This window comes from Pantoea cypripedii, assembly GCF_011395035.1.
Lineage (GTDB): Bacteria > Pseudomonadota > Gammaproteobacteria > Enterobacterales > Enterobacteriaceae > Pantoea > Pantoea cypripedii_A.
This window is the reverse complement of record NZ_CP024768.1, coordinates 2,077,930-2,102,168: the sequence shown is the minus strand read 5'-3', so window position 1 is coordinate 2,102,168 and position 24,239 is coordinate 2,077,930. Positions and strand designations below refer to the sequence as shown.

General features: G+C 53.2%; 20 protein-coding genes. 10 read left to right on the top strand and 10 right to left on the bottom strand.

What is annotated here, in order from left to right; translation table 11 throughout:
• Positions 1–1,878, bottom strand: coding sequence for an amidohydrolase (locus CUN67_RS09775; RefSeq protein WP_208715081.1), 1,878 nt, complete (start codon positions 1,876–1,878; stop codon positions 1–3).
• A gap of 291 nt (positions 1,879–2,169) precedes the next feature.
• On the opposite strand from CUN67_RS09775, the gene CUN67_RS09770 reads away from it, so the two are divergent.
• The 5 genes from CUN67_RS09770 to CUN67_RS09750 are packed head-to-tail and all read left to right on the top strand — an operon-like array spanning position 2,170 to position 9,365.
• Positions 2,170–2,856, top strand: a complete 687-nt coding sequence (locus tag CUN67_RS09770; protein WP_084874831.1) for a hydrolase — start codon at positions 2,170–2,172, stop codon at positions 2,854–2,856.
• Between the two features lie 47 nt (positions 2,857–2,903).
• Positions 2,904–3,107 carry a DUF1427 family protein gene (locus tag CUN67_RS09765; RefSeq protein ID WP_439332276.1) on the top strand — a complete coding sequence of 68 codons (204 nt, stop codon included), beginning with the start codon at positions 2,904–2,906 and terminating at the stop codon, positions 3,105–3,107.
• Between the two features lie 2 nt (positions 3,108–3,109).
• Positions 3,110–3,364, top strand: a complete 255-nt coding sequence (locus tag CUN67_RS09760; protein WP_208715080.1) for a XapX domain-containing protein — start codon at positions 3,110–3,112, stop codon at positions 3,362–3,364.
• A 44-nt stretch (positions 3,365–3,408) separates the two neighbouring features.
• Positions 3,409–3,792 (top strand): response regulator transcription factor, encoded by a 384-nt coding sequence (locus CUN67_RS09755; RefSeq protein WP_208715079.1) that lies wholly within the window; start codon positions 3,409–3,411, stop codon positions 3,790–3,792.
• The gene (locus CUN67_RS09750) at positions 3,792–9,365 is read left to right on the top strand and encodes an ATP-binding sensor histidine kinase (RefSeq protein ID WP_208715078.1); all 5,574 of its coding nucleotides are present in this window, start codon (positions 3,792–3,794) and stop codon (positions 9,363–9,365) included. The genes CUN67_RS09755 and CUN67_RS09750 overlap by 1 nt, the downstream gene beginning before the upstream one ends.
• On the opposite strand, the gene CUN67_RS09745 is transcribed toward CUN67_RS09750, so the two are convergent.
• The 6 genes from CUN67_RS09745 to CUN67_RS09720 all read right to left on the bottom strand — a co-directional run bounded on the left by CUN67_RS09745 (position 9,362) and on the right by CUN67_RS09720 (position 16,003).
• Positions 9,362–9,982, bottom strand: coding sequence for a response regulator transcription factor (locus CUN67_RS09745; protein WP_208715077.1), 621 nt, complete (start codon positions 9,980–9,982; stop codon positions 9,362–9,364). The two genes, CUN67_RS09750 and CUN67_RS09745, sit on opposite strands and share 4 nt — an antisense overlap.
• Positions 9,983–10,224: 242 nt before the next feature.
• The gene (gene araC / locus CUN67_RS09740) at positions 10,225–11,103 is read right to left on the bottom strand and encodes an arabinose operon transcriptional regulator AraC (RefSeq protein WP_208715076.1); all 879 of its coding nucleotides are present in this window, start codon (positions 11,101–11,103) and stop codon (positions 10,225–10,227) included.
• Positions 11,104–11,197: 94 nt separating this feature from the next.
• A complete protein-coding gene (locus CUN67_RS09735) occupies positions 11,198–12,613 on the bottom strand; it encodes an MFS transporter (protein ID WP_208715075.1) in 1,416 nt (471 codons plus the stop codon).
• On the bottom strand, positions 12,610–14,649 hold the full coding sequence (locus tag CUN67_RS09730) for a beta-galactosidase (RefSeq protein ID WP_208715074.1): 2,040 nt from the start codon (positions 14,647–14,649) through the stop codon (positions 12,610–12,612). The genes CUN67_RS09735 and CUN67_RS09730 overlap by 4 nt, the downstream gene beginning before the upstream one ends.
• 189 nt (positions 14,650–14,838) lie before the next feature.
• The gene (locus CUN67_RS09725; protein ID WP_208715073.1) at positions 14,839–15,675 is read right to left on the bottom strand and encodes an alpha/beta fold hydrolase; all 837 of its coding nucleotides are present in this window, start codon (positions 15,673–15,675) and stop codon (positions 14,839–14,841) included.
• 115 nt (positions 15,676–15,790) lie between these two features.
• Positions 15,791–16,003 carry a DUF1471 domain-containing protein gene (locus CUN67_RS09720; RefSeq protein WP_208715072.1) on the bottom strand — a complete coding sequence of 71 codons (213 nt, stop codon included), beginning with the start codon at positions 16,001–16,003 and terminating at the stop codon, positions 15,791–15,793.
• Positions 16,004–16,275: 272 nt separating this feature from the next.
• Between CUN67_RS09720 and CUN67_RS09715 the strand changes: the two genes are divergently transcribed.
• From CUN67_RS09715 to CUN67_RS09695, 5 genes are all read left to right on the top strand, one after another.
• Positions 16,276–16,827 carry an NADPH-dependent FMN reductase gene (locus CUN67_RS09715; protein WP_208715071.1) on the top strand — a complete coding sequence of 184 codons (552 nt, stop codon included), beginning with the start codon at positions 16,276–16,278 and terminating at the stop codon, positions 16,825–16,827.
• 189 nt (positions 16,828–17,016) lie between these two features.
• Positions 17,017–17,832 (top strand): ABC transporter substrate-binding protein, encoded by an 816-nt coding sequence (locus CUN67_RS09710; RefSeq protein ID WP_208715070.1) that lies wholly within the window; start codon positions 17,017–17,019, stop codon positions 17,830–17,832.
• A 24-nt stretch (positions 17,833–17,856) separates the two neighbouring features.
• Positions 17,857–19,365, top strand: coding sequence for an amino acid ABC transporter permease/ATP-binding protein (locus CUN67_RS09705; protein ID WP_208715069.1), 1,509 nt, complete (start codon positions 17,857–17,859; stop codon positions 19,363–19,365).
• Between the two features lie 8 nt (positions 19,366–19,373).
• On the top strand, positions 19,374–20,096 hold the full coding sequence (locus tag CUN67_RS09700) for a GntR family transcriptional regulator (protein ID WP_208715068.1): 723 nt from the start codon (positions 19,374–19,376) through the stop codon (positions 20,094–20,096).
• Complete coding sequence (locus tag CUN67_RS09695) at positions 20,096–20,932, top strand: urea carboxylase-associated family protein (protein WP_208715067.1); 837 nt, start codon at positions 20,096–20,098, stop codon at positions 20,930–20,932. Before CUN67_RS09700 ends, CUN67_RS09695 begins: the two co-directional genes overlap by 1 nt.
• Positions 20,933–20,985: 53 nt before the next feature.
• On the opposite strand, the gene CUN67_RS09690 is transcribed toward CUN67_RS09695, so the two are convergent.
• The 3 genes from CUN67_RS09690 to CUN67_RS09680 all read right to left on the bottom strand — a co-directional run bounded on the left by CUN67_RS09690 (position 20,986) and on the right by CUN67_RS09680 (position 24,085).
• The gene (locus CUN67_RS09690; protein WP_208715066.1) at positions 20,986–21,258 is read right to left on the bottom strand and encodes a hypothetical protein; all 273 of its coding nucleotides are present in this window, start codon (positions 21,256–21,258) and stop codon (positions 20,986–20,988) included.
• 378 nt (positions 21,259–21,636) lie between these two features.
• The gene (locus tag CUN67_RS09685) at positions 21,637–22,962 is read right to left on the bottom strand and encodes a hypothetical protein (protein ID WP_208715065.1); all 1,326 of its coding nucleotides are present in this window, start codon (positions 22,960–22,962) and stop codon (positions 21,637–21,639) included.
• A 118-nt stretch (positions 22,963–23,080) separates the two neighbouring features.
• Complete coding sequence (locus CUN67_RS09680; RefSeq protein ID WP_208715064.1) at positions 23,081–24,085, bottom strand: hypothetical protein; 1,005 nt, start codon at positions 24,083–24,085, stop codon at positions 23,081–23,083.
• Between the last annotated feature and the right edge of the window lie 154 nt (positions 24,086–24,239).

The following is a 24,239-nucleotide window of genomic DNA, read 5'->3' as shown; positions in this document are numbered from 1 at the left end:
TTAAAACGCAAAGCAGCTGCAACCGAGCGCGCCCCAGAAGGCGTTATCCTCGGCTACCGGGACATTGGCACCACGCGCAATATCATGCTGGTGGCTGTGGACGCCGCAAGGACCGCTGCAATGATGGGCCTGCGGCATCATGCCGACACGCGTCATAGCATCCGGTGGCGCACTGCGGTAGTGACCCGGCACCTTCACCACCGGTGACCATTCCGGCAGCACCGGCAGCGCAGGAGGGGCTTCCCCGCCAAAGGATCCGGCGGCATAGACCACATTGCCATCCACCACCGTCAGCACCGATTCAATACCTTTGATTTCCTCTTCGGGCACGCTGAAGAAATCCTTGCTCAGCACCGCCATATCCGCCAGCTGGCCGACTTTGATCTGACCTTTTTTCCCCTGTTCGCTGGAGAACCAGGCGCTGCCCTGCGTCCACAGCATCAGTGCGGTGTCACGATCGAGACGGGCATTGACGTCATACATTTGCATGCCGCCCACGGTACGACCGGAAACCAGCCAGTAAAGCGCGGTCCACGGGTTGTAGCTGGCAACGCGGGTGGCGTCGGTACCCAGACCCACCGGGACGCCGGTCTCCAGCATGCGGGCCACTGGCGGTGTGTGGCGGGTGGCTTCGATGCCATAGCGCTCGGCAAAATATTCACCCTGGAACGCCATACGATGCTGCACCGCAATGCCGCCACCGAGGGCTTTGATACGATCGATATTTTTCTGCGTCACGGTTTCCGCATGGTCGAAGAACCAATGCAGCCCGTTAAACGGAATATCGCGGTTCACTTTTTCAAATACATCCAGCATGCGGCTGATGGATTCGTTGTACGTGGCGTGCAAACGGAACGGCCAGCGATGTTCCACCAGGTGACGCACCACGCGCTCCAGCTCATCTTCCATACCCGGGGCCAGGTCCGGACGCGGTTCGAGGAAATCTTCGAAATCGGCCGCCGAGAACACCAGCATTTCACCGGCACCGTTGTGACGGAAATAATCACTGCCCTGGCCGGGGGTCAGCATATCGGTCCATTTTTCGAAATCTTCCAGTTCATGGCCGGGACGCTGGGTAAACAGGTTATAGGCGATGCGCACCGTCATCTGCTTTTTGCTGTGCAGCTCGGCAATCACTTCATAATCGTCGGGATAGTTCTGGAAGCCGCCGCCTGCATCGATGGCGCTGGTCAGGCCGAGGCGATTCAGTTCACGCATAAACTGACGGGTGGAGTTAATCTGCAATTCCAGCGGCAGTTTCGGTCCTTTCGCCAGGGTAGCGTAAAGGATCATCGCATTAGGGCGGGCAATCAGCATCCCGGTCGGGTTGCCGTTGCTGTCGCGCTGGATTTCACCCCCCGGTGGGTTTGGCGTGTCTTTGGTGTATCCCACCACTTTCAGCGCGGCGCGGTTGAGCAGGGCGCGATCGTAAAGATGCAGAATGAAGACCGGGGTATCGGGTGCCGCGTCGTTGATCTCTTCCAGCGTTGGCATGCGGCGTTCGGCAAACTGGAACTCGGTCCAGCCACCCACCACCCGCACCCACTGTGGTGAAGGGGTACGCAGCGCCTGCTCTTTTAACATGCGCAGCGCGTCAGCCAGCGAGGGCACGCCTTCCCAGCGCAGTTCCAGATTGTAGTTGAGACCACCACGGATCAGGTGCAGGTGGGAGTCATTCAGGCCGGGAATGGCGGTATGACCCTTGAGGTCGATGACTCTGGTCCCTTCGCAGTGGTGCTCCATCACTTCTGCCTGGCTACCGACGGCCAGAAATTTACCTTCACGAATCGCCACGGCGACAGCCACCGGGTTGGCACGGTCGACAGTGTGGAATTTGCCGTTGATTAAAATCAGCTCTGCTTTACCGAGCGTCACCATAGATCCTCCTGAACTGAGATGTCCGAATAGGGCTTAAGCCACCGGACGGGAAATGCGCGCTGTCGCAGGGCGGCAGAGCACCATCAGCTCAGGATTATGGTGAGCGGGGAGAAACGGCGTCTAGTTATACAAAGGGATACCTATACGTTCGTATACTTATACACAGAGATAATAGTCCGGTCATGCAATGCCCCCTAAACTCAGATCTGACAGTGACCAACCGGTGACTGCCACTTTTGCTCCGTATCTATGTTCACGGAAATCCAGTTACTAACCTCAATGGGTAAATTCATGTCCAACTCTAAGCTTGAAGTTCTGACCCCGCATAACAGCCAGATTATCTTTATCGATCAGCAACCGCAGATGGCGTTTGGCGTGCAGTCAATCGATCGTCAGGTGCTGAAAAATAACACGGTTGCGCTGGCAAAAGCGGCGAAGGTATTTAACATTCCGACCATCATCACCACGGTCGAAACCGAGAGTTTCTCTGGCTATACCTATCCTGAGCTGCTGGACGTGTTCCCGGGGCTGGATATTCTGGAACGTACCTCCATGAACTCATGGGATGATCAGAAAGTACGCGATGCGCTGGCCGCGAACGGGAAGAAAAAAGTGGTGGTTTCCGGCCTGTGGACCGAAGTGTGTAACAACAGCTTCGCACTGTGCGCCATGCTGGAAGGCGGCTATGAAATCTATATGGTGGCGGATGCGTCTGGCGGCACCTCAAAAGAAGCCCATGATTATGCCATGCAGCGCATGATCCAGGCGGGCGTGATCCCGGTAACCTGGCAGCAGGTGATGCTGGAATGGCAGCGTGACTGGGCACATCGTGATACCTATGACGCCGTGATGAAAATTGCCAAAGAGCATTCTGGTGCCTACGGCATTGGCGTTGATTACGCTTACACCATGGTGCACAAAGCGCCATCACGTCAGGAAAGCGAACATCGCACCCTGGCACCGGTCCCGGCACGTTAATTGCCATGCGATGACCGGCACTTCAATGTGCCGGTCACTGGAGGATCATGATGAGTCCTTTGATCATTTCTCTGGGAGCGGGGGTGTTGGTTGGCCTGTTTTACGCACTGCTACGGGTGCGTTCTCCGGCGCCACCGGCCATCGCGCTCATCGGTTTGCTGGGCATGATTATTGGCGGGCAACTGGTTCAGCTGGTGAAGCCGGTGCAGCAGGCCAGCACTGTCTCAAGCCACGTCGATAAGAGATCCTGACCATGCTGAAGTCATATGTTATCTCGTTGGTGGTGGGTATGCTGGCGGGCCTGATTTATGGTCTGATAGATGTCAATTCCCCTGCGCCGCCGGTGATCGCGCTGCTGGGGTTATTTGGCATGCTGGTGGGGGAGCAACTGGTCCCGCTGGCGCAACGCCTGATCCGTCGCCAACCGGTGACCCTGGCCTGGTTCCGCCATGAATGTGTGCCCAAAATCAGTGGCACGCCACCACCTGGTGGAGAAAAGGGACCCTAAGGAATATCCTCACGTCCGCGTGAGGATTATCAGAGGATTACAGCATGACGCTACCACAGCACATTGTTATCGTTGATGATGAACGCTCAGTCCGTAATGGCCTGAGCAATTTACTGCATTCTGACGGATACACCACCAGCCTGTATGAATCGGGCGAAGAACTCCTCCAAAACGAGTCAGCATTAAGCGGCGCAGCGATGCTGATCATCGACGTCAGATTGAAAGGAATGAGCGGTTTTGAACTTTACTCAGTCCTGAAACAGCAGTCCGTGGCACTGCCCGTGATTTTCATCTCGGCCGATCAGGAAGAATCGGTGCAGTGGTACGCGATTGCGTTGGGTGCGGTGACCTTTTTGCGTAAACCCATCGATGTTGATACGCTCCTGACCATCATTCGTAGCGAACTCTCGCGTGGGGAAACACCATAATGGGCATTATCTCTGTCCCGCAGGAAGGTCACATTGAAGCCAAAATTACGCTGCCGGAAGAGATAACGCTGACGCCGCTGGCACAGGATGGCAGCATTGCCTGGTTGATGGGACGATTTGCCAGCGGGGAAACTGTGCTGATCGCCAGCGCTGCCAGTGACGAGGTGGCCTTTCAGGCGACGCAGTTATTGAAAAATGAGCTGGCGCTGGCCCCGCACCTCGCTCCACGCTGGGCGGTGAAACCGGCTGGCTTTACCCGTTACCAGGGTCACTATGCGCTGGTCTATCCGCAATTTCCTTATCGCACGCTGGCGGGGATCATCGGGGTGCCACCCGAGCAAATTGCGGATTACCTCCGCAATGCCATTCAGCTGTGCCTGCCGCTCAGCCAGGCCCATCACCAGGGGATTGTGCATGGTGATATCAAGCCCGCTCATCTGTTCCTGAATAACGACGGTTCTTACCGCCTGGGGGGTTTTGGTCTGGCCTCCGTCACCGTCGATTCTCAACTGAAAAATTCGCTACGCGCCTCAGGCGGTACGCTGGCCTATATGTCACCGGCGCATACCGGACGCACTCCTTATCCGGTCAGCAACCTGAGCGATCTCTACAGCCTGGGCGTGGTGTTATACGAAATGCTCACGGGCAGGCTGCCATTTGGTTCACCCCAGGCAGGGCACACCGAATGGATCCACCACCATCTGGCTACCGCACCACGGCCACCGGAGTCGATCCGTGCGGATGTCCCGGCGATGCTTTCGGCCATCATCCTGCGATTGCTGGCAAAATCACCGGCGGATGGCTATCAAACCATTGATGGTCTGCTGGCCGACCTGCGACGTTGCAAAGCGACGCTGACCGCTGAAGGGACTATTGCCCCCTTTACCCTGGGTTTGCAGGAACGTTTCACGACGAATTATCGTGTTGAAACGCTCTTTACCGGCCATCCACAGGCGCGAGAGTTACTCAATGCGCTGGAGGAAGTGCAGCGCAGCGGTACCCATCATCTGGTGATGATTGGCGGTGCGCCGGGATCAGGGAAGTCGGCCATCATTGCTTCGGCACTGAAAAAGATGCAGCACAAACCGATTTTGTTGACCGTCGGCAAAGCCGATCAGCATTCTCCCCAGGTGCCATATTCCGCGCTGACGGCGGCCTTTCGCACCCTGACGTTATATCTGCTTGGCTTGTCCGCTGCGGATGTGCAGGTGTGGCGGGCGCGTTTAGTGCGAGCGTTGGGCGATGATGTCGAGCTGGCGATTGAACTGGTTCCGGAACTCCGCCAGTTGCTGGATATTTCGCCGCAGGCGGTCAGCGCCGATGCGTTAATCGATGCGCGCGAACGTTTTCATCAGATGGCCTGTGCGTTAATCAAGGCGTTTACCTCATCCGGTAAACCGCTGGTGATGTTGATTGACGATGTGCACTGGGCGGACCAGGCCAGCCTGCAACTGCTGGAGAAAGTGTTTGAACGTAATGAACATCTGCCATTTTTACTGGTGATCGCGCATCGCGATGCGGAGTCGATGCCTTGTCGGCAGGTGGCGGGGTTCCTGGCGCGTATTCAGAGCGCCGCCGCACGGATCACCCAGCTGACACCGCAACCGCTCAATGTAAAAATGGTCGCCCGCTGGCTGGCGGGCATGCTGCATACCCGCACCAGCGGCACCAGTGGGCTGGCCCAGCTGATTCATGAGAAAACCGGCGGCAATCCGCTTTTTCTGCAAGAGTTTTTTAAACAGGCCATTGATGACGGGCTGATCTTTTACACCAAAGATCCGCTGAAATGGCACTACGACCAGAGCGCTTTAAAGGCACGTCAGTACACCGATAATGTCGCCAGTCTGGTGGTTCGCCAGCTGGAGCGGATGCCGGAAGCGACGCGCCAGCTGCTCGGCAGCCTGGCCTGTCTTGGCGGGAATGGCCAGCTGGTGCTGCTCAGCCAGATTCTGGGTGCCAGCCCGCGCAAAATTCAGGATCGGTTACGCCCCGCGATTGCGGCGCGGTTTATTACCATCGTCAATGATGAATACACCTTCACTCACGATCGCGTTCATGATGCAGCTTTTTTGCTGATTGGTTTTAAGCAAAAGTTACGTATCCATCAACAGGCCGCCTGTCTGCTGGCGGAGTGCGCACCACGTGCCGAGGGCAACGAGACGCTGTTTCGCGCGGTGCATCATATTGCGATGGCAGCGGATGTGCCGATGACCCCGGCGCAAAGTCGTCATTATTTTCGCCTCAGCCTCACGGCGGCGCAGCGCGCCAAACGTGCCGGAGATTACGCTTCTGCTTTACGCTATCTGCAAACTGCACGCGTGCTCAATCAGCAGCAGCCCGCTTCGGACCATTTTCTGCTGGGCTTTGAGGAAGCGGAGTGCCAGTTCCTGCAAGGCAATCTCAGCGCAGCACAGTCGCTGTGCACCGGGCTGCTGGGGATGCCCGGCAGCCTGACGGAGAAATCCGCCGCGGCTTGCCTGTCGGCTGAAATCCATATGCGGCAGTCAGACAACTATCTGGCACTGGAGACAGCGCTGGCCTGGCTGGCGGTATTTGGCGTGCACTTCAATCGTTATCCCGATGAAGATGAGTGTGATGCTGCGTGGTACGCACTGAAAGCGCGACTGGGGCCAGATCCCGCCACCACCATCGGGACGCTGCCGCTGATGGCGAATCGCGAAAAAGAATCGGTGCTGAATCTGATGGCCAGCACCATTTTTGCTTCCTCTTATGACTGCCCGCAGTTACACCTGCTGCTGGTGTGCAAAATGCTGGATATGACGCTGGACCACGGTATCAGCGGTGCGTCGGTGTTTGGCCTGTCATGGTTTAGCGTGCTGATCACCGATCGCTACCAGGAATACCATTACGGCTTTAAATCCGGCATGTTAGCCACCCAACTGGCCGAAAAGCATAATTTTTTGCGTTTTAAAGCGCGCACCTTGTTGCCGCTGGATCAGGTGGGGATCTGGACGCAGCCGCTGGCCTTCGCAATCGATTACGCGAAAAAAAGCTTCAATGTCGCGCTGGCCCACGGCGATAAATCCTTTGCCTGCCTGTCGTTGCGTCATCAGGTGATGAACTACCTGACGCGCGGTGATCATCTGGAATCGGTGCAGACCACCATCGAACGGGGTCTGGCCTTTACGCAAAAATCTTTTTATCCCGATGTCGAAAACGTGCTGCTGATGCAAAAGCATTTTGTCATTCACCTGCGCGGCAGCAGCAATACAAAATTTAGCGGGGTGGACCTCTATCCCACTCAGCTTAGCGGCAGCGAACCGGGCCCGGTGTCCGGTCCTAAAGCGATGGTGCTGTTCTGGTCATATTTGTATCGTGGCATGGCGCATTTTTATGCGGGTGAATATCCCCTGGCGTTGCCATGTTTCGCCCAGGCGACGCAGCTGATAAGCGCCGTACCCGGTTATATCTATCTGATGGACCTGCATTTCTTTAGCGCGCTGAGCCTGACGGTGCCATTGTCTGCCGGGCAGGCGACCGCCAAAGTTCATCAGCAGGCCCACGACCATTTTGACAAAATTGTCCAATGGTCGGTGCTTAATCCCGAGCTGTTTGCTGATAAAGCCGCGCTGATCGCCGCTGAACTGGCCCGCCTGCGCGGTGAAGTGGGCGAGGCGTTAAGCCAGTACGAGATGGCGATTAATTTGTCACGCAAGTCAGGCTATCAGCACATCAACGCACTGGCTTACGAGCTGGCGGGATATTGCGCCAAAGGCTGGAAGCTGGATGTGCCTGCCGATGCCTATTTAAAAGGGGCAATCAGCGGCTGGGAAAACTGGGGGGCACAGGCCAAGGTGCGCCAGCTGGAGCAGCGCTATCCGCAACTGGCGACGCAAAAGCAAAGTAACGCTTTCACCACCATCCCCTTTGAAGACGAAGCCATTCGTGACCTCGAAAGTGTGGTGACGGCGGTACGTGCCCTGACGGAAGAGATCAATCTTGATCGCCTGATCCATATTCTGATGCGTATGCTGCTGGAACGGGCCGGGGCGCAGCGTTGCCTGCTGATTCGCGTGCTGGACGGTAATGTGCCGGAAACGGAAGCCTGGGCCGAAGCCAATGCCGATGGCGTTAAAGTCAGGATTGTCAAAGAACGGCCAGCCGCCACCGATTTGCCGCTGTCGGTGCTTTCTGCGGTGATCCGTACCGGACAGGAGATTCGTACCGGTAAACCGGAAGATTTCAGCCCGTTTAGTCAGGATCCGTATCTGGTTGCCTCCGGTGCCGCCGTGATGTGTGTGCCCATGTTCAAACAGGCCAATATGGTTGGGGTGTTATATCTGGAAAACCGGCTGATGCCGGATGTGTTCACCGCCGAGCAATCGCATATCGTTAAAACCCTCAGCGCGCAGGCGGCGGTATCCATTGAGACAGCGCGCCTGTATGCGGAATTGCTGGAAGAAAACATTCACAGAAGGCGAGTGGAGAAGCAGCTGCGCACCAGCCAGACGTCCCTGATGCTGGGGGAGAAAATCAGCCATACCGGCACCTGGAGCTGGGATATCGGGCAGGACAGGCTGTCAGTGTCGGATGAATATATGCGTATTCTGGGCTTGCCTGAGCAGCAGCAAAACTGGTCGATGGCGGATTTCATGACCGTTGTGCATCCTGACGACTTCCAATGTATTAACGAGCTGGTGCGTGACAGTGTGCGCAACGGTATCAGTATGCAGGCGGAATTTCGCATCATTCGGCCCAATGGCGAATGCCGTTATATAAAAGGGATTGGCGATCCGGTGGAAAACTGGCCGGAGGTGAAGGAGTATTTTGGCACCATTTCCGACATCACGGTGCAGCGCCGGGCAGAGGATGCGGCGCGTATGGCACAGGCCGACCTGGCTCGGGTATCACGCGCCACCACCGTCGGGCAGTTAACCGCCTCGATAGCGCACGAAATCAACCAGCCGTTAATGTCGATCGTCGCCCATGCCGGTGCCAGTCAGCGCTGGTTGAAACGCGAACCGCAGCATATCGAGAATGCCTGTTTCAGTCTTAATGAGATTTTGCAGGAGGGTAAACGTGCGGGCGATATCATCCGGGGTTTGCAGGCGTTAACCCGTAAACATGACTCGGTTTTTGCTAAAGCTAACCTGCATTTGATCGCCCGCGATATTCTGGCGCTATCCCGTGCTGAGATTGAAAGAAAATGGATCTCGCTGGAGCTGAAGCTGCATGCCGACTGTGCCGAGGTTTATTGTGACCGTATCCAGATTCAGCAGGTGCTGCTGAATCTGGTGGTGAATGCGATTGATGCCATGACCGGCATCGACGAGCGTGCGCTTATCCTGACGCTGGCGACCTCCAATCCCACACCCGACACCATTCGTTTTGAAGTGCAGGACACCGGATCGGGTATCCCTGATGAGGTGCGGGACCATATCTTTGAGTCGTTCTATACCACCAAAAAGGAAGGGATGGGGATGGGGCTGACGATCAGCCAGGGCATCATTAAAAAACATTGTGGCGAACTGCGGGGAGAAAACCGTACTGACTTTGGCAGCCGCTTCTGGTTTACCTTACCTGTCGAGCCGCCAGCCAGTGATAACGCCTAACGACGGCGCGTGCTGAGAATATTAAGCCGTTCGGCAGCACGCACCAGATCGGAAAGGGAACGGACATTCATCTTTTCCATCACCCGGCGTTTATGCACCTTAGCAGTAATTTCACTGATGCCCATCTCCGCCGCAATTTGTTTGTTCAGCAAACCACTAATCGCCAGCATCATGACTTCGCTTTCACGCGGGGTCAGTGACTGATGGCGCACCGTCATGTCATACTTTTCCTGCGAAGACACGAGGTTTTCCTCAGCAATCACCAGCGCTTCCGCCACCGCCTGTAATATCCGCTCAGGATCGACCGGTTTGGTTAAGAATTCACAGGCACCGGTTTTCATCGCTTTAACGGTTACGGGAATGGTGCCGAACCCGGTGAGGAAAATGGTAGGAATAACATAACCACGCGCATTTAAGGTATTTGCCACGGCAAAGCCATCTGCACCCGGCATATTAATATCCAGAATCAGGCAGCTGGGAACGGCATTGAAGGTATGATCAAGAAATGCCTGGGCGGTGGAAAAAACGTTAACGTCATAATCTTCTGAACTGAGCAGATTACTCAGGGCAGATCTTACCGATTCGTCATCATCAACAACATAAACCAAGTGATTCATAGTAGATCTCTTCTCAACCTGAATTTCACGGATGTTTAAACGTTGTGCTTAATATCCAATATACTGCGAAAAGACACAGGTTCAACCTGCATAAAAATGTAGCGGCGTTAGCATAATGCCGGATGTTATCACAATAAGTATCATTATCATCGGGGAATGTTGCAGTGTGAAGATAACATATAACTTATTGACCCGAATGGTTAATTATTGATCCGGAAATCAGGAAGTATTAAATCAGCCAATTAAAAAAGTGGCATGCGTTCAAACTTTTTACGATATTCGCGCGGGCTTAGAGTGCGGTGCTGGCTAAATATGCGCGAGAAGTAGAGCGGGTCACCATAGCCGACTGCGCGTGCGACCTGGGCAATCGGCAACTGGGTTTGCTGTAACAAATCACAGGCGCGTGAAACGCGCTGGCGTTCACGCCAGCCATAAATCGTATGCCCCATCTCACGCTTAAAAAGATGCGCCAGTCGGGAAGGGGATAAAAAAGTCATCTGCGCCAGTTGTTCCACTCGCGTCTCTTCGGCCAGATGTTCATTGATGTAATGGCAAACGGTCTGAATACGTGGGTCACGGTTATGGCGATTGCTGGTGGGTTGTCGCTGGAAAGCATCCAGAATAATACGCTCCAGTGTGTTCATCGCCATCGCTTCCGCCAGCGGTTCTGCCGCCGCATTCCAGTGAATCACTTCTTTAAACAGTTGCACCATGTGCTGCAACAGCGGCGAATCGCCACATGCCATACGACCAATCTGGCCCTGATTACGATCCCAGTGCAACCAGTCGATCCAGTAGGGACGAGGCACAAAGTAAATCCATAGATGATCCCAGGCGGGGCTTTCTTTCGCACGACCGTAGTGATGCAGTACGCCCGGCGGAAACAGCAGCATCTCGCCCGGCTGGCAACGGAATTCACCGTCAGCGTTATGAATAATGCCTTCACCTTTTAACGTGATATTGAGCAGATAACCCTTCATCCCCTGTGGCCGATGAATAAAAAAGTCGAGCTTACTGCCGGGGCTGATTGGCGTATATCCCGACACCATAAAGGCGTTAAAGGTGAAACTTTTCACCAGCGGGGAGAAATTCATCATGTCGGCATCGCTCAACTCAACCATCAGCGTCATTCCTGCGGAGTAAGAAGCGGGAAGTATAACTGCGCCCTCTGCCGGAATCGCATGGCGGAGAGCGCTTTTGCGGCGTGGCGCAACTTTAGTCTTGCAGCGGCTCCCTGGCCACTGAGGTGATGAGAGGGTTATTTTGCTGGTAGCGACCCGCCGCCAGATCCTGTGCCACCTGGTGATAGAAATCATCCAGTTTATAGAAATACAGCAGTCCGAGGTTGAGCACCGCCAGCAACAGCGGGAAGAAGATAAACAGGAACTCAATGGTATCAAGCACCGACTGTGACTGGGTGGTGCTACCGCCACTGACAAACCCGACCGTCCCAAGCACCCAGCCGACGCTGGCGGTACCTAACCCCATACCCAGCGTCTGACCAAGGGTACCGGCACTGAACAATATGCCCTCAATACGTAACCCGGTGCGCCATTCGCCGTAGTCAATGGTATCGGCCAGCAAGGCAAACATGGTGGCCCCAATGCCACAGAAGCCGACACTGCGCACGGCGGTGGCGATGATCACAAACAACGCATCCTGTTTATTCAGCAACGGGATCAGATAGGCTACCGAGCAGATCAGCAACCCCAGCATGGCCAGCCGTCGTTTGCCGAGTTTCTTTAGCAACACCGGAATGATCATCAGCGTCAGCAGGCCGGGAATGTATTGCGCCATGCTGATGTAAGCGATCAGGGAGACATCGCGCAGAATGTATTTTGAGTAGTACACCCCGACGGCGGAGAGGGCAGTCAGGCTGGTAAAGGTGACCAACAGATAGAAAAAGATCATCAGCCAGTAGCGGTTTGCCAGCATGGAACTCACCACCTGACGTGCATTGATGCGCTGACTGTTGTCACTGCGCACCGGCTGAATGCGTTCACGCGTGCCCATCGCCGTCAGGAACAGACAAAGCGCGGTAAAAAAGCCAAAGATGGCAAACACGATGATCCAGGATGTACTGCTGTTGCCAAAGCGCGCCACCAACGGCAGGGTAAATACGCCGACTGTCAGCGATCCGCAGGTCGATAGCCCCTTGCGGAAGACACTCAGGATACCGCGCTGATAGGCGTCACGGGTGATCAGCGCCAGCAATGAACCATAGGCGATGTTATTGGCGGTAAAGCAAATGTTTGCCAGCAGGTAGGTGATGCAGACATAAGTGACTTTCAGGCTATAGCTGACGTCCGGTACCGTCGCCATCAAAAATGCCGACAAACCAAAAGGCAGCGCGGTCCACAGCACCCAGGGCCGCGCTTTACCCAGACGCGAGCGGGTTTTATCGATGCGGATACCGACAAAGATACAGATCACACCATCCAGCACCCGGGCGAAGAACATCAGCGAGCCAATCAGCAGGGCGGAGATCCCCACAACATCGGTATAAAAATAGGCGAGGAAAGTCACCATCAGGGTGTAAGTCAGGTTGGTACCATAGTCGCCGAGTCCAAAGGCCAGGCGTTCAGCGAAGCCAATGCGTTGCAGGTCATCCGTTGGGGTAGCGGTTTTCATTGTGCGTCCTCCAGTTCAACAATCGCTACATCCCAGTCAGCCAGCGTGAGCGTCTCGCCTTGTTGCCAGTGCCGCTGGCGCAATAATTCCCGTCCGCGCGCACCTGCCAGGGTGACCTGCTGCGGCTGACTGCTAAAGTTAAGATAAAACAGCACGGTGTTACCGGCACGATTGGTGGCGCGTTTAACCACTATGGGGAAGCGGTGACCATCAGCGTCATCGGCCATTCCCAGCCGCTGGCGCAGCGTACACAACACACTTTCCAGCGCCCCCTCGCTGATGCAGCATCCGATATAGGTGGCACTGCCACGGCCAAATTGATGGTGAACGATGGCGGCATATTTGCCCCAGTAAGGATGCTGGTAGCGCGCCCAGACTTCTGCGTTCGGGTTATCCATTTCCAGTAGCTCCATCCAGTGATCAACCTGGGTTGCCTGCGGGGGCAGGTCCAGCACATCCGACTGTAACGTGACGTCGTGCGGTTCAACAAACAACTGATAGCTGGCCCCAATCGCTTCGCGAATCACGCCCGGCTGGCGTTCATGGCGCACTTTCAGATGCTGATTGGCAAAGCCCGACTTAAACGAATACAGCACATGACCACCGTCAGCAACGAACTGGTTCAATCGTTGCAGCACCTCATCAGACACGGCATACATCAGTGGCGCGATCAGCAACTGATAGCGGCTGATACGCGGGTCGTCAACGGTGAGAATATCTACCTCGATATTCAGCCGGTAAAGGGCATCATAATAGCTGCGGAATAAATCGTTGTACTGATGCTCTTTATGGCGACCAAACTGGTGCCCCTGGTACGGGTGCCAGTCAATGGCGGTCAGGCAGGTGTTGCTGACCAGCAGCGCCGCCCGATTCTGTTTCTTTAATCCTGCCAGTTGCGGCGACAGCTGGGCCAGTGCCTGACCAATCTGTTGCGCTTCATGGTAAATCGGGTTGGGTTGCAGATCGTGGCTGAGTAAACCCTTCCAGTAGGTTTCATAGGCGTTGTGCAACGAATGCCAGTGCCAGTAACCGATCATCGCCGCACCCGAGGCAATATGGCTGAATGCCTGTAAGCGCAACTGGCCGGGCCAGGGGGTCCAGTTTTTGAATGCCTGCGCCTGGGTTTCAAGCACCAGGTAATTGTTGTCTTTTGTGGTGCGGGCAATATCACCGGCGAAGGCGATTTCAGCGCCGGTCAGCTGGTGCTGGCTGGGATGATAAATATCGACCCCGGTGATATCGAGTGCAGCAGACGCCGCAAAATGATCGACCTCGCCACGCAGACCATAGGACCAGGTTCGCCATTCAAAATCGAAGTTATGAGTGATGAACTGCTCTGGCCGACGGTATTCACTGACCAGTGTTGCCTGCCAGGCAAGAAATTGTTCAACCAGCTGCCGCTGATATTGCTGGAAAGCCGCGCCGAGACTGGCATTGATGGTGCTCTCCAGCGGCGGGAAGTCTTCCCAGGCGTCGATACGGTTGCTCCAGTAATCAAGCCCGAACTCGGCATTGAGTCGGGTAAGATCGCCAGAAAAACGCTGCTGTAAATGTCGCACAAAATCGCGCTGCACATGCGTACCGCAGGTATCGTAATACTTGGTTTCGTTATCGATTTGAAAGCCAATCACCGCCGGGTGCTGCGCCGTTGCATCTAATAATTTGCGAATAATCCGTTCGGCGTAGCGTAGATAGATGGGGCTGGTGATATCCATCTTCTGGCGATGGCCATATTTATTCACGCCCTGCGGCGTCGTCGCCATCACGGAGGGGTGTTTCTTTGCCAGCCAGCCCGGGATGGCGTAAGTAGGGGTGCCGATAATCACCGCAATCTGGCTGGCATGCATACGGTCCAGCACGGTGAGTACGCTGGAAAAATCAAACTCCCCATCGTGACGTTCGAAGGTGCTCCAGGTGCTTTCGGCAATGCGCACAACATTAATACCCGCCGCCTTCATCAGGCGGATGTCCTCATCCAGCCGTTCTTCGGGCAGGTATTCGCGGTAATAGGCCACACCATATAACAGCTTATCCATCTCATCTTCTCCACTGCATGCGTTATGGCGCTACGTTAGCGGAAGGAGATTGGTCAAAGATAAAATTTGCTGTCACGAACATAGAGAAACTCGCTCCCGCCTTAAGTCCATGAACTGCATCACAAAATGGCGGAGGAGTCGGGAAGGATAAACCAACCCATGCCGGGCTGGTTTAGGGGAAAGGGTGAATCAGGCGCGAATAAAGGCGAGCAAATCGGCGTTGATCACATCCGCATGCGTTGAGTGCATCCCGTGGGGAAAGCCGGGATAAATTTTCAATGTGCTGTCCTGCAACAGTTCATCCTGCAGCAATGCGGCAACTTTATAGGGCACGACCTGATCGTCGTCTCCCTGCATCACCAGCGTCGGGACGGTAATCGCCTTTAAATCTTCCGTCTGATCGGTTTCCGAAAAGGCTTTGATACCATCGTAATGTGCTTTAGCCCCGCCGATCATCCCCTGACGCCACCAGTTCTGAATTGTGCCCTGGGAAAACTGCGCACCTTCACGGTTGAAGCCATAGAACGGACCCGAAGCCACATCAAGATAGAACTGCGCACGATTTGCCGCCAGCGCAGCACGGAAGCCATCAAATACCTCTATCGGCGTGCCCTGGGGATTTCCCGGCGTTTTCAGCATCAGGGGAGGGACCGCGCTAATCAGCACCGCTTTGGCGACGCGCCCCTGGGGCTGTCCATATTGGGCGACGTAACGCGCCACCTGACCACCACCGGTGGAATGTCCGACATGCACAGCATTATGCAGGTCAAGATGTTCAACCACCGCGGAGGCATCTGCCGCGTAATGGTCCATATCATGTCCTTCACTGACCTGATCCGACCGGCCATGACCGCGCCGATCAATGGCAATGACCCGGAATCCTTCCGCCAGAAAGAACAACATCTGATTGTCCCAATCATCGGCACTTAACGGCCAGCCGTGATGGAAAACAATCGGTTGAGCATCTTTCGATCCCCAGTCTTTGAAGAAGATATTCACGCCATCTTTCGTCGTTACAAATGCCATAGAACAGACTCCTCATGTCAGAAAAGATTGGTAGCAGCCCGGGGGAATCATGTGATGTTAACCCCCGCAACAGTATAGCCGCAGGCACGAGGAAACGACGGCTTACGCGACGGGGTTATTCATGGGTGTATTTGATCAGCTCGTCAGCAGGCTCAATGTGGTTCACATAACGTGCGCTGTCGATTTTGTATGATGCGCCAGCCTCTTTAGACTGCATTACCACCCTGGCTTCGGCATCATCCAGCGGCGTGCCGCGCGCTTGTGCAGTGCTTACGAACGCGAGGAGCAGTAGCATAATGCTGGTGGTTAACATGTTGATATATTTCATGATAATGTCCTGTGTGGCTCAATATATGGGAAGCTCAGGCTTCGATTGCATAAATTGTAAGCACAAGGCAGGAGGAACTAAATAGGGGTTCTCTGGCGGAGTCTTTCAGATAATTTGAATGATGCAAAAGGGGCGGATATGAATTTCTGCAAAAGGATCAATTATCTCATCGTATAACTATCCTTCTGTATAACTTACTTTTTGTCCGGCTCCCTCCGATAATCATTGCGGCACAATGCGCCTAAGATTCCCTCATACATTGCGAGCTAATCATGAAAAATCACCCTCTGAAATTTGTCACTCTGACCTGTAGCCTGCGCTCAGGGTCGGTCAATGCAGCGATTGCCAGCACCTTACCGGAGCTGGCTCCGGAGGGCGTGGTTTTTACCGCTCTGGGATCGCCAGGGGAATTCCCGCATTACAGCATGGACACGGAACTGGAGGGGTTTCCTGCGGCCGTGGTCGCCATGGCAGAAGGCATCGCCGGGGCCGATGGCCTGGTGATCATCACCCCGGAATATAACCATTCCATTCCGGGCTTGCTGAAGAATGCCCTCGACTGGCTTTCCCGTGTCAATCCACAACCGCTGGCCGGAAAGCCCGTGCTAATCCAGTCTGCCTCGCCGGGTAAATTAGGCGGGGTGCGCGCGCAGCTGCATCTGCGCCAGATTCTGGCGTATTTCGATGCCAAAGTGCTGAATAAGCCGGAAGCGATGATTGGTGATGTCGGCCATAAGGTGGTGGATGGCATCCTGGTCGATGAGGACACCAAACGTTTCCTTACGCGCCAGTTAGTGGCCTTTGCGGAATTTGCCGGCAAATAATCTTATCTTTTCCTTCCCATAGCGGGCGATGCTGGTGCATCGCCCGTTTTTTTTGCCCCATTCTGGTTCAAACCCTCCTGACAAGATCCTCCCTGACGGCATTTGATCCGGCGAGATACGGCAAATCACAATGTTGGCACACTTAATGCTTGTGCATTGTTGAACAAACAACACCAGAGGCTTTCCACTATGAAAACGATGTTACGCATGGCCTGTCTTGCAGCACCTGTGTTCTTCAGCGTCGCGCAGGCTGCCACCCTTGTGCCTGGCAGCCTGACCATTGGCTCGGACCTGACATATCCGCCGTATAACTTCTTAAAACAGGATAAACCCGCCGGTTTTGATGCCGAGTTTATTGACCTGATCGCCGCGCCGCTGAAACTGAAACCGGTGGTGAAGGACACCCGCTTTGCCAGCCTGATCCTCGGTTTAAAGAGCGATAAGTTCGACGTTGTCGCTTCAACACTCTATGTCACGCCAGAACGTGCACAGCAGGTGGATTTTCTGCCGTATATGAAAACCGGGGGGTCTTTGCTGGTCACTGCCAGTTCCAGCTTTGCGCCAGAGAAACCTGAAGATCTGTGCGGCAAACGCGTCGCTTCGATCAAAGGCGGTGCCTGGATTGCGCGTCTGAATAAAGTGTCAACGGACTATTGCCAGCCGAAGGGGCTGGGGGCCATTTCGGTACGTGAGTTCCCGACTTCACCAGAAGCCACTCAGGCGCTGCTGTCGTCCGCGGTGGATGTGCAATATGAAGATGCCGCGGTGGCAAAAGCAACGGTTGAAAAGACCGGACAGCGCCTGAAAATCTCCTCGCACCAGATGATCTATCCGGTGGTGGTCGGCCTGGCGGTGAATAAGGACAACCCGCAGCTGCTGAACGAACTGAAAACCTCATTCGCGCAGAAAGTGAGTGACGGCAGCTATCGAGCGCTGCTGCAAAAGTACAACCTGCAAATGCCGGACGCGGATGAAATCACCAAAGCATTAGCTGGCACGCTGTAAATAACGGATCGCCCTGGAGGAAGCATGCAATTTGACTGGCCTTACCTGATAAGTTTATTTCATTACGCGGACTTCTGGCGGGCCAGTTGGCTGGTGGTACAACTCAGCGTGCTGACCTGGCTGGGCGGGATCGTTCTGGGGCTGGGTGTGGCGCTGGCGAAGCAGTCACGCAATACGCTGCTGCGCAATGTGGCTGGCTGTTATATCTGGCTGTTCCGCAGCCTGCCGCTGCTGGTGCTGCTGATTTTTATCTTTAACCTGCCACAGATTTTTCCGGCGACCAGCAGCGTACTTTCCAACCCGTTTGCCGCGGGCCTGTTGGCCCTGATCATCAGTGAAACCGCCTATATTGCGGAGATCCATCGCGGTGGTTTGTTATCAGTACAGCGCGGGCAGTTTGAAGCGGGAAGGGCGTTAGGATTGAACACCACCCAAATCCGCCTCAGCATCATCATTCCCCAGGCGTTGCGTATCTCGCTGCCAACGCTGGTGAATGAATTTATTACCATCGTGAAGATGACCTCGCTGGTGTCGGTGATTTCCCTGTCAGAGATTCTGATGGTGGGAGAGCGCCTGTACACCGATAACTTCAAGGTGATGGAAACGATGCTGGCGGTGGCCTGCTACTACGTGCTGATTGTCACCGTGTTTGAGCGTCTGTTTGGCTGGCTCGAACGCCGCTGGGATGTACAGAATCGTACTCCGGCAGCGTTTGATGCCGAACAGGCCCGCGCCAGCTTACCGACACCTCAGGCTTTGACGCGCAAAAGCCACAGCGCATCGGCCAAACCGATTCTGCAATTGCGCGGGATCAGCAAAGCGTTTAACGATAAACCGGTGCTGCGCGATATCAACCTCAGCGTGAAACCCGGCGAGGTGATCTCGATTATTGGTCCTTCCGGCTCCGGCAAAACGACGTTGATCCGTACGGTGAACGGGCTGGAGAAACTCGACCAGGGCAGCGTGGAGCTGCTGGGTCAGGCGTTTATCGAGGCGGGACAGCGTGAGAATGCCTTAGCTTACCGTTCGCAGATTACCCGGCTCGGCATGGTGTTCCAGGGGTTTAATCTTTTCCCGCATAAAACGGTTCTGGAGAATTTGCTGCTGGCACCGCGCCTGCACAATCTGGACAGCCGCGAGGATCTGCATCAACGCAGCCTGGCGATGCTGGATAAGGTGGGGATGCTGGAACATGCCACCAAATATCCGCATCAGTTATCCGGCGGCCAGCAACAGCGCGTGGCCATTGCCCGAACGCTGGTGATGAAGCCTGCGGTGGTGTTGTTTGATGAGCCGACATCGGCGCTTGATCCCGAGCGCGTAAGCGAAGTGTTGCAGGTCATTGAAAAGCTGGCAGAGGAGGGGATCACCATGCTGATCGTCACCCATGAGATGAAGTTTGCTTTCACCATTTCTGACCGCGTGGTGTTTATGGAGCAGGGACGTATTCAGATTGACGCCTCACCCGCAGAGATTCGCCAGATGCGCGACCACCGGATTTCACGCTTTATCGATGATATGGCCACGGCCTGAGGTCAGCTATGAAAGGAACAGCCGGGGAAGCCCGCACCCTAACCATTGAAATACCAGAACATATTGATTTATCTGGCTTGCCAGCGTTCGAGCGCATTTCGATTCTGCTGCGTGAAAATATTATCAGCGGCAACCTGGTCGCCGGACAGGCGCTGGCTGAAATCGAACTGGCGGCGTTATGTGACAGTTCCCGCAATACGCTGCGGGAAGCGCTGCGTTTTTTACACGGCGAAGGGTTGGTGAATTATCACCAGAATCGCGGAGTGTTTGTTCGCCAGCTGGATAAGCGGGATGTGCGCGATATTTTCAAAGCACGCCGCCATCTGGAAGTGCTGGCGCTGACAGTGAACACGCCAATCAGCGACTTTCATCTGACGCGCATGGCGCAGCATCTGGACAAAGCCGCCCAGGCCGCAGCCGAAGAACAGTGGCGCAGCGTGGGCACCCACAGCCTGCGTTTTCATCAGAGCATCGTACAGATGTTGGGCTGCTCACGATTTAACGATTTCTTCAGCGTCTTACTGGCGCAGCTACGTCTGCTGTTTTGCAGCGGTGCTGGCGAGCGTGATTTTCAGCTGCCGTGGATTGCCCGCGATCGTCAGATCCTGACATTACTGGGCGAGCAACAAACCGCAGCCGCATGTCAGGCGCTCATTGATTACCTCGACTATTCCGAGCGCCAGCTGACCACCACTTTTAGTCATCCTTTTTCTCATGGAGAATTATACTGATGTCGAATTATCCTGCCGCTTATCAGAGCACATCCGGCTCTGCATTAGATGTTGACCGCCAGTTCTATCAGGCGCTGGCCGAGGGACCGCGTGAACTTACCGCTTCCCATCTGATCCCGATTCGGACCGGTTTCGCCTGGGAAGTACCAGCCGGACATATTTTCCGTATCACCACACCGGAAGGTCCACAGGTTGGGGACTTGAACATCTGGAACCGCCGCGATCCGCGCGAGAGAATGTGGGTTTCCCGCACACGTCAGCTGCAACGTGCGCATCTTTCAACTTACGATCGCCTGTGGTCCAATTTACCGTTTATCCGCCCAATGGCGACCATAACCGCTGACTCGCTGGCCGATTATGGCATCGACAGCGATGGTGGCCGGGTGCATGATTTGCTGGGAACGCGTTGCGATCCTTACGTCAACAAGCTGCTGACCGGTGAAGATTTCGATTTTCATTGCCATTCCAACCTGGTGCGTGCCGTGCAGCCGTATGGTCTGACCGAGTTTGATGTTCATGATGTGATGAATGTCTTCCAGTGCACCGGCCTGAATGACGATGATCAATACTTTATGAAAGCCTGTCCGGCGAAAAAGGGCGACTACCTGGAGTTCTTCGCCGAGATTGACCTGCTGTGTGCGTTATCTACCTGTCCGGGCGGCGATTTGTCACTGCCGATGTGGGGCGACGAAGCGGAAGATACGCTGAAAGTGTGTCGACCGCTGGGAGTCGAAATCTACAAACCGCAGTCTGAGTTACTGGCTAACTGGACATCGCCGGTATCACCGGATTACCGGGGTAATCATGGTATGCAGCTGAAGCCCGTCAGCTGGTAATTGCCAGAGAAACAACCAGCTGAGACAGCTGGTTGTTTCTTGCCGGGTCAACCTCAGCTGGCGGTGGCTTCAATCGCCAGCTCATCAGCTTCAATGTTCATGACTTCACCAGAAGGAAAGGTCAGTAACAGTTTGGCGTTGCCTGTGAATTTGCTCGCTTGATGTTTATCTGCCGATATCTCAATTTTGGTGTTGTCAGGAACCTTAAATGACGCAACAGATTTGCCATGACTTATGACGGAGATGGTTTGAGGTGATGTACTGGCCAGCGCTGACATGCTCAGCAAAAACAGAGAGAGTGTGGTTAGATTTTTCAACATACTCATTTGCTCATCCTTAATATCAATTGATTTCCACGTTTCGATGCCTATTGCAGGCTTCATGCCAGGCACGAAAGGCCAGACATTGCCTTAAAGACAATTTGCGATGCGATTAGTTTCAGTGAGTAACGACTCTTTCCTGACACCCACAAAAGTACCTATAATGTATATTATGTTAAATACGATATCTGCACAGACCCCGGAACGCACCTCTCCCGTCGCGGCGTGATTTATCACGCGGGTTTTTGGCACCCCGCACTGGATTGCGCGATAAATCGCGCCGCGACGGCATATGCCAGCCTGACGCCGCTACGGCAAAATTCTGCCATCATGGCCCTGCTCTTTCCTCAGATTTCACGTAGCGTCGTCTGAAGCCGTTGAGGATTATGCGTCGGATTCTCTCTCTACGGCATCCCGGTAGACATACACGCTCTCGACCATGTCATACGGGAATGTTTGCACCGATAAAAGCTCATAGCTTTCAACTCCGTCGCGTTTCATCTGTTTAAAAGCATTACGCGCGACGTCATGATTCCCACCGTCATCGTCACAAAACGCGACAAAGAAATCGCTCGGTTTGACACCGTGTTGGGTAGCCAGCTTATTCACAATATCATTAATAATATCAATTTTCGGTGTCCTCGATGTCAGGTAAACTTTATCTTTGTAGCACCATGAACGGACATCACCATTCGGGAATTTGGTAATATCTTTATCGACCGTACCATCAAAATTAATTGTCATTTCAGGAGCGGGTTCGTCATGCCATAACGCCCCAGCAATATCTTTAGCGAATAAGAAATCAACCAGTTTGATAAGTGCACCATCAATAAAAGACCGCGATGAAATAAATCCAACATACGTCCGCCCCTCACAAACTGAGAGAAAAACATCCCGGATATGCGTTTCTTTATCATATGCGGTCCTGTCATCATCTCTGTCAGCCCACTCTTTGTTAGAGATACCCATAAATCGATGGCTGGTAATGCTGATGGTATCGTCGAAATCGAAAAGCAGCACCACCCTTTTATTTTCCACATTGTAATTTTTAATCAGATCATTAATTTCTAACAATGTGAGATCCAAAGGTGAATTACAAACGCCACTCGTCTCCGGGGTATGATCTTTGGTTTCGACTCGCAGGTAGTTATCCAGACAACGGCTTTCCAAATCCTCTATCACTTGTGCAATGGTATTATCATCACAGGTGAGCGTACCTTTTAGTGCTCCGACATTGATTAAACCTGAACCATGGGAAATAATTTTTTGCATACTACAAAATAATGCAACTTCTTTACTTAATGGGTTTTCATTGAACTCTTTCTCATAATCATTGAGTGCATGAAGAATCTGTGCGAACCTTTTCCTGGTTGTAAAATCAGCATGACTTATTCTTTGGTAAGCTTTATCAAACAAAGCCCGGAACGCTTCACTACTTTCGTAATGTTGCTGAAATAGATTAATAGTAGATAAAAAAGGTGTAGTTTGCGTTTCCATATGAAGAATATTCAGCTCTGAAAACAATGAAATGATTTTCTTCAGACTACCTTCTGACGATATGTCATAGGGATTTTCGATTGTCTGACTAATCGGCTGAACATTATCATTCGATATTTCCCTGACGGGAACCCGTTGCGATAGGGTGATATCAGCATCAATATCAGTAGCTGTAACGTTAAAACCCATTTTTTTAACCCTGCCGGTTTCCATGTACTCTCCTCATTTGTTACATTCTGGATGGAGTCTGTCATTCCTTGCAGTGAAATACCGTAACATATTTGCCCCGAACGAACGCCATTATCAGGGAAAAGTCAGAAAACTGATGAAGTCACCCTAAGCGGGGAGAGGCGAGAAGTTGGTTATGCGCCAGCACGATTTCTGTTTCAATTTTACCGCGTAACGCCTTCAACGAGGTTTCATAAGCACGCATATTAAAGAAAGCAGTATCGGGTGGGTTGTTATTTAAGTCTGGAAATCTAACATCCGAAGAAAAGACACCATCACAATTAAAAATAAAAGCATTCTTACATAAGCGTGCTTTGTTACGTATTACGCCTGCGTTCGCTTGAATACTCCTGCATTCATCAATCAGTGATCGACTCTCCGTAATGGTAATGTTTAGGGCATTTATTTTCCTTCTGATTTCATCCCTTAATATTTGATCATCGGGTGTAATGACAGCACTGTCGAGTTCAATTCGCATTCGCGTCATATCGTCAATCTTATTATTGAGCATTAAAATATTTTCTTCAGCTAGCGTTATTGTTGCATCACAATCAGGAAGGCAGGTTTCTGTCCCATAGTCTGATAAACTCACTCCCAATTGATCACTCGCGATCTGATTAGTGTTGAAGACTCGTTCACAACGCAGACTGACATAAGACTGACTGGGCAAAAAACGCTCGATCTCATGGATATTACGATCAACGATCTTTTTACATTGTTTCATATGGCCAATGATTTCTACTAATGAATTCCTTTCTTCTGTGGTATCCCGGATAAACCTTGCTTCATAAGCATGAAAATATTCAACCTTGTGTGCCGGGGTTAAATATTTCACTGCTATTTCGGGTTGGGTTGCTGCGAGTGCAGCATGGGATAAAACAGAAATAACAACAACCCATTGATAGAGGTTTTTCGGTGAGAGAGTCAGTCGATGGTTGCGTTTTATATTATTGCTTTCCAGCGTAAAGCCGGTGGTTTCATTTTTCACGCTATTCAGCGTGGCGACCAGATGATGACGATGCTTAACGCAATGACTATGCTGAGTGACACGCATACGATTCGTATTGAATATTTGAGCAATTCTATGCTGCTGGAAAGTTACCGTCATAGCCACTTCCTTATTACTTTATTCGTTGCACCCTTTTGTCAGAGTTAAGATATAGTCATTCTTCATAATTTTTCCATTTTTAATAGGCTAAATCAGGCAAAAAAATATAGCGGCACGATAAACCCTGCCGCTACGTTGTACCTTATACGTACTA

What these genes read in the sequence shown, in the direction of transcription:
- CUN67_RS09775 (WP_208715081.1), bottom strand. Translation starts at nt 1,878, where the DNA reads ATGGTGACGCTCGGTAAAGCAGAGCTGATTTTAATCAACGGCAAATTC.
- CUN67_RS09770 (WP_084874831.1), top strand. Translation starts at nt 2,170, where the DNA reads ATGTCCAACTCTAAGCTTGAAGTTCTGACCCCGCATAACAGCCAGATT.
- CUN67_RS09765 (WP_439332276.1), top strand. Translation starts at nt 2,904, where the DNA reads ATGATGAGTCCTTTGATCATTTCTCTGGGAGCGGGGGTGTTGGTTGGC.
- CUN67_RS09760 (WP_208715080.1), top strand. Translation starts at nt 3,110, where the DNA reads ATGCTGAAGTCATATGTTATCTCGTTGGTGGTGGGTATGCTGGCGGGC.
- CUN67_RS09755 (WP_208715079.1), top strand. Translation starts at nt 3,409, where the DNA reads ATGACGCTACCACAGCACATTGTTATCGTTGATGATGAACGCTCAGTC.
- CUN67_RS09750 (WP_208715078.1), top strand. Translation starts at nt 3,792, where the DNA reads ATGGGCATTATCTCTGTCCCGCAGGAAGGTCACATTGAAGCCAAAATT.
- CUN67_RS09745 (WP_208715077.1), bottom strand. Translation starts at nt 9,982, where the DNA reads ATGAATCACTTGGTTTATGTTGTTGATGATGACGAATCGGTAAGATCT.
- araC (WP_208715076.1), bottom strand. Translation starts at nt 11,103, where the DNA reads ATGGTTGAGTTGAGCGATGCCGACATGATGAATTTCTCCCCGCTGGTG.
- CUN67_RS09735 (WP_208715075.1), bottom strand. Translation starts at nt 12,613, where the DNA reads ATGAAAACCGCTACCCCAACGGATGACCTGCAACGCATTGGCTTCGCT.
- CUN67_RS09730 (WP_208715074.1), bottom strand. Translation starts at nt 14,649, where the DNA reads ATGGATAAGCTGTTATATGGTGTGGCCTATTACCGCGAATACCTGCCC.
- CUN67_RS09725 (WP_208715073.1), bottom strand. Translation starts at nt 15,675, where the DNA reads ATGGCATTTGTAACGACGAAAGATGGCGTGAATATCTTCTTCAAAGAC.
- CUN67_RS09720 (WP_208715072.1), bottom strand. Translation starts at nt 16,003, where the DNA reads ATGAAATATATCAACATGTTAACCACCAGCATTATGCTACTGCTCCTC.
- CUN67_RS09715 (WP_208715071.1), top strand. Translation starts at nt 16,276, where the DNA reads ATGAAAAATCACCCTCTGAAATTTGTCACTCTGACCTGTAGCCTGCGC.
- CUN67_RS09710 (WP_208715070.1), top strand. Translation starts at nt 17,017, where the DNA reads ATGAAAACGATGTTACGCATGGCCTGTCTTGCAGCACCTGTGTTCTTC.
- CUN67_RS09705 (WP_208715069.1), top strand. Translation starts at nt 17,857, where the DNA reads ATGCAATTTGACTGGCCTTACCTGATAAGTTTATTTCATTACGCGGAC.
- CUN67_RS09700 (WP_208715068.1), top strand. Translation starts at nt 19,374, where the DNA reads ATGAAAGGAACAGCCGGGGAAGCCCGCACCCTAACCATTGAAATACCA.
- CUN67_RS09695 (WP_208715067.1), top strand. Translation starts at nt 20,096, where the DNA reads ATGTCGAATTATCCTGCCGCTTATCAGAGCACATCCGGCTCTGCATTA.
- CUN67_RS09690 (WP_208715066.1), bottom strand. Translation starts at nt 21,258, where the DNA reads ATGAGTATGTTGAAAAATCTAACCACACTCTCTCTGTTTTTGCTGAGC.
- CUN67_RS09685 (WP_208715065.1), bottom strand. Translation starts at nt 22,962, where the DNA reads ATGGAAACCGGCAGGGTTAAAAAAATGGGTTTTAACGTTACAGCTACT.
- CUN67_RS09680 (WP_208715064.1), bottom strand. Translation starts at nt 24,085, where the DNA reads ATGACGGTAACTTTCCAGCAGCATAGAATTGCTCAAATATTCAATACG.